The sequence below is a fragment of the Rhizobacter sp. genome, assembly GCF_031412075.1.
Taxonomy (GTDB): domain Bacteria; phylum Pseudomonadota; class Gammaproteobacteria; order Burkholderiales; family Burkholderiaceae_C; genus Rhizobacter.
In genome coordinates, this window is the sequence record NZ_JANOCG010000316.1 from 1 (window position 1) to 8837 (window position 8837).

Annotated in this window: 6 protein-coding genes; 1 reads left to right on the top strand and 5 read right to left on the bottom strand. The window is 66.5% G+C overall.

Annotated features, from left to right (window positions below; translation table 11 throughout):
* The 4 genes from RMO40_RS11580 to RMO40_RS11595 all read right to left on the bottom strand — a co-directional run.
* A partial coding sequence (locus RMO40_RS11580; protein WP_309720912.1) for a TonB-dependent receptor domain-containing protein occupies positions 1-1867 on the bottom strand: 1867 nt, incomplete at its 3' end.
* 30 nt (positions 1868-1897) lie between these two features.
* A complete protein-coding gene (locus RMO40_RS11585; protein ID WP_309720915.1) occupies positions 1898-3085 on the bottom strand; it encodes an alcohol dehydrogenase catalytic domain-containing protein in 1188 nt (395 codons plus the stop codon).
* Positions 3082-4377, bottom strand: coding sequence for an MFS transporter (locus RMO40_RS11590; protein ID WP_309720918.1), 1296 nt, complete (start codon positions 4375-4377; stop codon positions 3082-3084). Before RMO40_RS11590 ends, RMO40_RS11585 begins: the two co-directional genes overlap by 4 nt.
* On the bottom strand, positions 4374-5837 hold the full coding sequence (locus RMO40_RS11595) for an NAD(P)/FAD-dependent oxidoreductase (protein ID WP_309720923.1): 1464 nt from the start codon (positions 5835-5837) through the stop codon (positions 4374-4376). Before RMO40_RS11595 ends, RMO40_RS11590 begins: the two co-directional genes overlap by 4 nt.
* A gap of 89 nt (positions 5838-5926) precedes the next feature.
* Here RMO40_RS11595 and RMO40_RS11600 point away from each other — a divergent pair, with 89 nt between their 5' ends.
* Complete coding sequence (locus tag RMO40_RS11600; protein WP_309720926.1) at positions 5927-6961, top strand: AraC family transcriptional regulator; 1035 nt, start codon at positions 5927-5929, stop codon at positions 6959-6961.
* 39 nt (positions 6962-7000) lie between these two features.
* On the opposite strand, the gene RMO40_RS11605 is transcribed toward RMO40_RS11600, so the two are convergent.
* Positions 7001-8837, bottom strand: a 1837-nt coding sequence (locus RMO40_RS11605) for a PQQ-dependent sugar dehydrogenase (protein WP_309720929.1), incomplete at its 5' end; no start/stop codon positions are given.

An 8837-nucleotide genomic window follows, 5' to 3' on the forward strand; every position in this document is an offset into this window, starting at 1 on the left:
CCAGGTTGAAACCGCCCGCCTTGTCGCCGCGTGCCGCCGACGCATAGGTCATCACACGCTCGCTCCAGCGGTAGGCAGCCTTGAGCGTGCCCGACCAGTGGTTCTCGCTGAAACTGTCAGACGACGTGAGCCCGTTGAAGAGCGGGTTCTGCCACGGTAGGCACATGTTGCCGATCACCGTGGGCGCGATCAGCGGCACGGCGCCGGCCGGCACGCCGCGCGCGACCAAGGCGTCGGCCACGCTGTTGCTGCTGATCGCCGCGCCGCAGGCGGTGCCGCCGTTGGGGTTGCTGTACGAGAAGTGGCTGGTCTTGGTTTCGTGCGTGTAGCGCAGTCCGCCAGTCAGCGCGAGCGCGTCGGTGGCGTGAAAGGTCAGGTTGCCGAACAAGGCGCTGCTCTTGGAGCTCTGGCGCCACTCGTCGCGCTGTGCGGTGCCGGCGTAGGCCGAACCCGGGGCCACGCCACCGGCGGCTTCGGACAAGAAGTTCTGCGGGTTCGTCATGTCGACCATGCCCGGTGGCAGCGCAGCCGCAATGCCACTCAGCAGCAGGGTCGACAGGTAGCCTTCGTACTGCGGCTGCAAGGCGATGGCCTCGTTGCGGCGCAAGCGCACCTTGTCGAAGTACAGGCCACTGACCCAGTCGACCTTGCCGCTCTTGCCGGCGAGGCGCAGCTCCTGGCTGAAGGTGTTGAAGTGCTGGCCGTTGTCGGGTGAGAAGTCGTGCGTGGCGAGGTTGGCGCCGCTGAAGTCGAGGTCGCTCGCACTTTGCAGCGACCACTTGCGCACGGCGCTGATCGAGGTCAGCGTGGCGCCGCCGAACCACGGTGTCTTCCAGTTGACCTGGGCCGAGAGGCCTTCGTCGATGATCTTCTGCTCGGTGCTGTCGTTGGCGTAGGCCTGGCGGTTCGATGGGTCGGCCACCGGCACCACACCGCGGCCCGCGCCGCCGGCAAAGGCGTCGACCAGGCCGGCGATGCCGGGGTCGCGGTGCAGCGTGGTCGAGACGCAGCAGTTCTCTTTGCGGCGTGTGTGGTCGCCGATGAAGAGCAGGTCGAGGTCGTCGTTGGGCAGGAGGAGAAACTGCCCGCGCAAGGATTGCAGGTTCTGGTCGCCGTCTTTCGTTTCGGTGCGCGGGCCGTTGTTGACGTTCACCTTGTTGAAACCATCGCGGGGACGGTCGACCGCGTAAATGCGAAAGGCGCTGCTCTCGTTGATGGCGTTGGTGTAGCCCGCGCCCACGCCGGTGGCGCCGTAGTTGCCGAAGGTCAGCTCGCCAGCGCCTTGCTCCTCGAAGCTCGGCCGGCGGGTGGTGATGCTGATCACGCCTGACGAGGTGTTCTTGCCGAAGACGGTACCCTGCGGCCCCTTCAGCACCTCGATCTGGTTGATCTCGCCGAGGTCACCGAAGCTCACGCCGTTGCGCGGCCGCGGCACGCCGTCGATCACGATGCCGACCGACGATTCCAGGCCGGCGTTGTCGCCCGTCGTGCCCACGCCGCGCATGCGCACCGTGGTGTTGGCTTCGGAGTCGGTGCTGGTCACGCTCAGGTTGGGCACCAGGCGCTGCAGGTCCTTGATGTTTTGCACACCGGCGTCTTGCAGGCGCTGGCGGTTGAGCGTGGTCATGGTGACCGGCACGTCTTGCAGGAACTCGACGCGCTTTTGCGCATTGACCGTCACCTTGTCGAGTGTGGTGGCCGACTTTTCGTCGCTGCCGCGAGCCACTTCCTTGGCTGCGGGCACCGGGGCCGAGGCCGCTGGCTCGGGCGTACTGCCCGCTTGTGCCTGTGTCGCGCCAGGTGTGGCCGCAAAGGCCATTGCGATCAGGGCGGCAAGTGTGTTCAATCGGTGGGTGCGTTCGGCCATGTCGTGTCTCCGTTGTGTTTGTGGGGGAACTCAGCGAACGGGAGAGATCGACGGCGACGGCTGCGGCGTTCGCGCGCTGCTGCTGGGGTCGATCAGGATCTTGGCGTGGCGCTCGGGGTCGCCGAGTGCGGTGAAGGCGGCATCCACGCCCTTCAGCCCCACCTCGCCGGTGATGAGCGGGGCGCAGTTGACGCGGCCGTTGGCAATGAGGTGCAGCGCATCGCGAAACTCGAGCGGCGAGTAGCCCGCCGAAAAGCGCAGGCTCACGCCCTTGTTGATGGCGACCGCGCCTTCGATGGTGTCGGGCTGCATGCACACGCCCACCACCACGATGCGCGTGAACAGCGGCACGCCGCTGATGATCCCGGCCAGCACGCCGGGCGCGCCCACACACTCGAACACCACCGGCCCCTTGGGGTCGCCCACCACGGCTTCGATCAGGCGCCAGACGTGCCACCACGGCAGCGGCAGCTTGTGCAAGGTTTCGCCGGTGCTCATCAGCAGCTCCAGCAACTGGGGGAGCTTCTCGATGTAGTCGTCGCGACCCCAGTTGGCATAGGGCGACGCTTGCGCCGGGTCGACGACGATGTGCGCACCGCAGGCGGTGGCGAGCTTGCGCCGGCCGGGCGAAAAGTCGCTCGCCACGATCGTGCGCACGCCACGCGCCTTGAGCAGGCAGATGATCGCCAAGCCCACCGGCCCGCAACCGATGACCACCGCCACGTCGCGCTTCTTCACCTCGCTCTGCCGCACCGCATGCCAGCCCACCGCCATCGGCTCGGTGAGCGCGGCCAGGCTCGGGTGCAGGCCGTTGGGGACTGGCATGGTCTTCGACGCTTCGACCACCACACGCTCGGCATACGCGCCGGTGCTGTGGGCCGACAGGCCGATCAGGTCGATCGCGTCGCCGCGCCGCAGCACCGGCAGGGCCACAACGTGGGTGCCCAGCTTGAGCGAGCCTTTTTTGCCCGGCCCGTGCTCGAGCACCTCGCCGCTGAACTCGTGGCCGAACACCACTTCTTGGTCAGCACGCGTGAGCGCGGTGTAGCCGCTGCGCGCCATCAGCGAGCCCCATTGATCGCAGAACTTGCGCACGTGCAGGTCGGAGCCGCAGATGCCGCAGCGCAGCACCTTCACCAGCAGCTGGCCCTGGCCCGGCTTGGGCTCGGGCAACTCGGTGACGCTGAGCCGGTCGTTGCTGCAGACGACGGCCTTCATCGTGCGGCCTCGGCCTGCGCCATGTCACGCTCGACGTAGCGGGCAGTGATGAACCACAGCCAGCTCGCGATGAAGCCGAAGGCGCCCGCAATGGCCAACCCCAGCGACAAGCCCTTGTAGCCACCGTCAACGTGGTCGGAGATCGCGCCCACCATCAGCGGCCCCCACGCCCCGCCGAGCAGGAACAAGGCCACCAGCGCCGCGCCCCACGACAAACCCTTGAGCTGCGGCGGCACCACGTCTTGCGTGGTCGCGGCCACCGCCGGCAAGGCCATGCCGACGAACACGCTGTGCAAGGGCATCATCAGCGCGCAGAACCACATCAGCGAGCGGTTGTCGATGTCGAGTGCCGCCAGCAGCACCAGCATCATGAACACCGTGGCGAGGGCGATGCTCACCGCGGCCAGCCGCATGCGGCCGCCGGGGTGGCGGCGGTGCCAGCGGTCGGCGAGGTAGCCGCCCAGCAGTGGGCCGGCCAGGCCGATGAGACTGACCCCGCCCATCACCAAACCGGCCTTGTCTTCCTTGATGCCGTAGGCGCGGATCAAGAGCGAGGGGAACCAGGTGCCGACCGAGATCTGCAACACCGCGTACATGCCCAGGCCCAGGTACAGCCAGCGCAGCGTGGTGATGCGCCACAGCTGCTTCAGGTTGGCGAGCAGCGAGCCGTGCGCGGCGGCCGCGCCGCTCGCGGGCTTCAGGCTGTAGTCCTGCATGAAGAAGGCGAGCACGCCCAAAATCAAGCCAGGGATGCCGAAGACATAGAACGGCGTGCGCCAGCCGCCGTGGTGCGCCGAGAGGTAGCCGCCCAGCGCCACGCCGACGATCACACCCACGGTGATGAACGCGTTGAAGATGCCGAGCTTGCCGCCGCGCTGGTGCTCGGGGTAGCTGGCCGACACGAGCGCCGTGCCGCCGGGGCCGAAACCCGCCTCGCCCACACCCACGCCAAGGCGCGTCAGCAGCAGCGAGCCGAAGCCGCCGACGAAGGCCGTGGCCACCGTGCTCGCGCTCCACGCGATGGCCATCAGGCCGATCATCTTCTTGCGGCTCCACTTGTCGACCAGGTGCGCGATCGGCAGCGTGAAGAAGATGATGCCGAGGAAGTAGGCGGTGTTGGCGATGCCCACCTGCACGTCGGTGAGGCCCAGCTCCTCTTTCATCGGCTGCAACACCACCGACATCACCTGCCAGTCGGCATAGCTGATCGCATGCAGCAGCGAGCAGATGACGAGCACGTAGGTGGCGCGCGGGCCGCCGACCTTGAAGCGGTCTGATTCCTGAATGTTCATGAGCGACGCCCTTCGAAAGCCAGGTGCTTGTCGGCGACGGAGCGCCAACGCATGTTGAAAAGGTCGCGGTAGTAGTTCTGCGCCATGCGCCAGGGCGACTCGGCGCCTTGCTTGGGGAAGCGCGCTACCGAGCGCAGCACGTAGCCCGAGCGCAGGCCGATCAGCGGCTCGGGCGTCATCGTGTTTTCATCGCAGTGCGGGCGGCAGATGCGGTGGCCCTTGCGATCCATGTAGTTGATGAGCCGCGCGACGAAGCGCGAGCTCAGGTCGGCGCGCAGCGTCCACGAGGCGTTGGAGTAGCCCACGCAGAACGCGAGGTTCGGCACGCCGCTCAGCATCAGGCCGCGGTAGGTGTAGGTCTTGCCGAGGTCGACGGTCTGGCCGTCAACGCTGAAGCTCATGCCGGCACACGGCGTGAGCTTCAAGCCGGTGGCCGTGACGACGATGTCGGCTTGCAGCGAGCGGCCCGAACCGAGCTTCAGGCCGTCAGCGGTGAAGTGGTCGATGGTGTCGGTGACCATGGTGGCGCGGCCGCTCGACACGGCCTGGAACAGATCACCATCGCGCACGAAGCACACGCGCTCGTCCCAGGGTTCGTAGCGCGGTTTGAAGTGCGCATCGATTTCGTAGCCCTTCGGCAAGGACTTGGCCACGCCGGCGCGCAGCAGCTTGCGTGCGAACACCGGCTTCTTGCGGCACAGGTGGAAGAAGGCGGTTGCAAACGCCACGCTCTTCATGCGCGCGAGGCGGTGCGCCCAGCTGGCGGGCAGCCAACGGTGGAACGCATTCGCCACACCATCCACGCTCGGCAGCGAGACCACGTAGCTTGGCGAGCGTTGCAACATGGTCACGTGCGCGGCCTTCTCGCTCATCGCGGGCACCAGCGTCACCGCGGTGGCGCCGCTGCCGACCACCACGACCTTTTTGCCGCTGTAGTCGAGCCCCTGCGGCCAGAACTGCGGGTGCACGATCTGGCCCTTGAAGTCCATGTGGCCTGGCAACTCGGGCGTGAAACCCTCGGCGTAGTCGTAGTAGCCGCTGCACAGGTAGAGAAAGCCGCAGGTGTAGGTGCGAGCGGCGCTGTCGCTGCCCACCACCACCTCCACCGTCCAGCGCGCATCGGCGCTCGACCACGCGGCGCTGCGCACGCGGTGGTTGAAGCGCACGTGGCGCTCGATGTCGAACTCGCGCGCCGTGTCCCGCACGTACTGCAAGATGGACGCGCCCTCGGCCATGGCCTCCGGCCGCGTCCAGGGCTTGAACGCATAACCCAGCGTGTACATGTCGGTGTCGGAACGCACGCCCGGGTAGCGAAACAGATCCCAGGTGCCGCCGATCGCGTCACGCCCTTCGAGGATCGCGTAACGCTTCCCCTTGCAAAAAGTTTGCAGTGCGTAGCCCGCACCAATGCCCGACAGTCCCGCCCCGACGACGAGCACATCGAAGTGTTCGATGGCCATTTTGAGTCTCCTGAATCTGGTAGCAATGCTCACGGGGCATGGGTTCCCCCGGCTTGACCACAGGCGACGAAGTTTTGACACTGGGCGACATGACAGACATGGTTCGAGCGGCGGGGCTGAGGGGGTTTCATGCGTTGGTAAGCCGGCTCGGCGGCGACCCGGCGGCGCTTTTGCGCAGGCATGGTTTGCCCACCACGCTCGACGACGAAGAGCTGCTCCAGCCGGTGAGCAAGCTCGTGCGCCTGCTCGAAAACTCGGCGCAGGTGCTCGAGTGCCCCGACTTCGGACTGCAGCTCGCGCAGGCGCAAGACATCAGCATCCTCGGCCCGGTGGCGGTGGCGATCCAGAACTCGCCGACCATCGGCGAAGCGCTGCAGGTTGCCTCGCGCTACCTCTTCGTGCACAACCAGGCGATGTCGTTCGCGCCGGTGTTCGACAGCCTGCCCGACGCCAATCTGGTGGAGCTGCGTTACACCGTCGAAGCCAACGGCCTGCCACCGGCCCGCCAATCCTTCGACGTGATGATGGGCGGCGGCCACCGCTTTCTCACGCTGCTGGGCGGCGAGCACTACCACCTGATGGCCGCGCACCTGCCGCATTCGCCGCGGGCGCGGCCGGCGGTCTACGAACGCTACTTCGGCGTGAAGGTGCAGTTCAAGCAAACCAACGCAGCGCTGATCATCACGCGCGATCTGTTCGATGCGCCCTTGCCACAAGCGAACGCGACGCTGCGCGGCCTGGCCACGAGCTACCTGGAACAGAACTTCGGCAAGACGCGCAAGGCCCTGGTGCCGCGCGTGCGCATGGCGGCCAAGCGCGCTCTCGGCTCACCGCAATGCAGCCTCGACCGCATCGCCGAACTGTTTGCCATGCACCCGCGAACGCTGCAGCGTCATCTGGCGGATGAAGGCACAACCTTCGAGGCCATCCGCGACACCGTCACCAAAGATGCCGCGCTGCGCTACCTGAGCACCAGCCGCCTGCCCTTGTCGCAGGTGAGCGCGCTGCTGGGCCTGTCGGAACAATCGGCGCTCACGCGCTCGTGCAACCGCTGGTTCGGCGAGACACCCTCGGCACTGCGCAGGCGCCTCGCCGAGGCACAGGAGAGCAACCAGCCGGGCTGAGGCTTGCTGCTTGCCTGCGACGCAGGTTCGGGGTGCCGCTCAGTTGCCGAGAGTCACCTTGAAGATCCTCTCGTTGCTGTTGTTGGCCGTGTTGTCTTTGTCCCCCTGGGTGCTGGTCGTCAGCCACAGGCCGCCGTCGATCGAGGGCTCGACGGTGCGCAGGCGCCCGTAGGTGCCACGGAACAGCTCCTGCGTGTTGATGAGGCTGGTGCCGCTGATCACGTGGCGGTAGACACGTTCGCCGCGCAGGCAGGAGATGTAGAGCACGTCGCGCACGATCGCAGCGCCGCTGCAGGAAGCATCGGCATTGAAGTAGGTGCGCTTCGGCGCGATGTAGCCCGAGGTGCCGCAACCGTCGCCGCCGCGCGACGTCGTGCCTTCGCAGTTCGGCCACCCGTAGTTGCCACCGCGCTGGATCAGGTTGGTTTCGTCCTGGGTGTCACCGAACTCCTGCTGCCAAAGGCGCCCTTGTGAATCGAAGGCCAGGCCTTGCGGGTTGCGGTGGCCGTAGCTCCAGACGTAGTTGCCGAACGGGTTGTCCGACGGACGCGAACCATCGGGATTCATGCGCAGGATCTTGCCGGACAAGTTGTTGACGTCTTGCGCGTAAGCACCGTTCTGCGCATCACCGTTGCCGACGTAGATCTTGCCGTCCGGGCCGTAACGCAGGCGCCCACCGTTGTGGAACTTGTTGCGACCGATGCCCGTGAGCAGCACCTGAAGGGTGCCGAGGTCAAGCGCACCGTTTCGGTATTCGATGCGTACGACACGGTTGTCGCTCGGCGAGGTGTGCAGGATGTAGATCCACGGGTCGCTGCCGGGGAAGTTTGGCGAAACAGCCAGCCCCATCAGACCGCCTTCGCCATCGGTACCTTGCACGTTGGGCACCCTGCCGAGCACGGTCTTCTGGCCACTCGGAGTCAGGCGCACCAGTTCCTGTGCGTCACGACGGCTGTAGATGATGTTGCCGTCAGGCATCGTGATCAGGCCCCAGGGGATGTCGGTGTCTGTGGTCACTTGCTGCACCGAGCACACCGCGCTGCTGCACGAGCCGCCCGTCGTCAGGCTTAGCGAGGTGCTGCGCGCGGAAATGTTGTTCTGCGCATCGCGTGCCGCCACCTGGTATCGGTAGGCGGTGTTGGCGCCCAGGCCGCTGTCGGTGTAGCTGGTGTTGCTCGTGCTGCCGATGCGCGAGTCGTTGCGGTAGATCTCATAGCCGGCCACGCCCACGTTGTCGGTGGATGCGTTCCAGCGCACGGTGGCGCTGGTGCCGCTCACCGAGCCAGTCAGGGCTCCCGGGGTGCTGGGTGCATCTGTGTCGGAGGTGCATTGCGGCACGGTGACGTTGTATGAGGCACTGGCTTGCGAGACGTTGCCCGCCGCGTCGCGTGCATTCACGTAGATGCCCCAGCGCACACCTGGGGTGAGTGTGATCTGAGTGCTGAGCGTGCCACCGCTGACGGTGGTGATGGCCTGGCCGTCGTGGTAGATGTCATAGAAGGTGACGCCCACGTTGTCGGTGGAGGCCGACCAGGACAGCGTGGCCGATCGGCAGGCCAGGTTGTCCAGGCGCAAGTTGCCCGGCACGCTTGGGGCCTGGGTGTCGTTGCCGCTGGTGCCGCCGCCGGTCCAGACCTGGTTGGGGTTGCCGTGGCAGGTCCAAAGCACAGCATTGGCCTGGTTGGCGGTCGAATTACCGCCCACGTCGAGGCACAGGTTGGACTGAACCCCTTGAATGGTGCCGTTGTTGTTGCGACGCCATTTCTGGTTGTTCTGCCCATTGCAGGTGTAGGCCGTCAGCGCGGTGCCTGGCGCGGTGCCTTGCCCCTTGGCATCGAGGCAGCGCGAGCCGTTCATCGTGCGCAGTTCGCCGGCA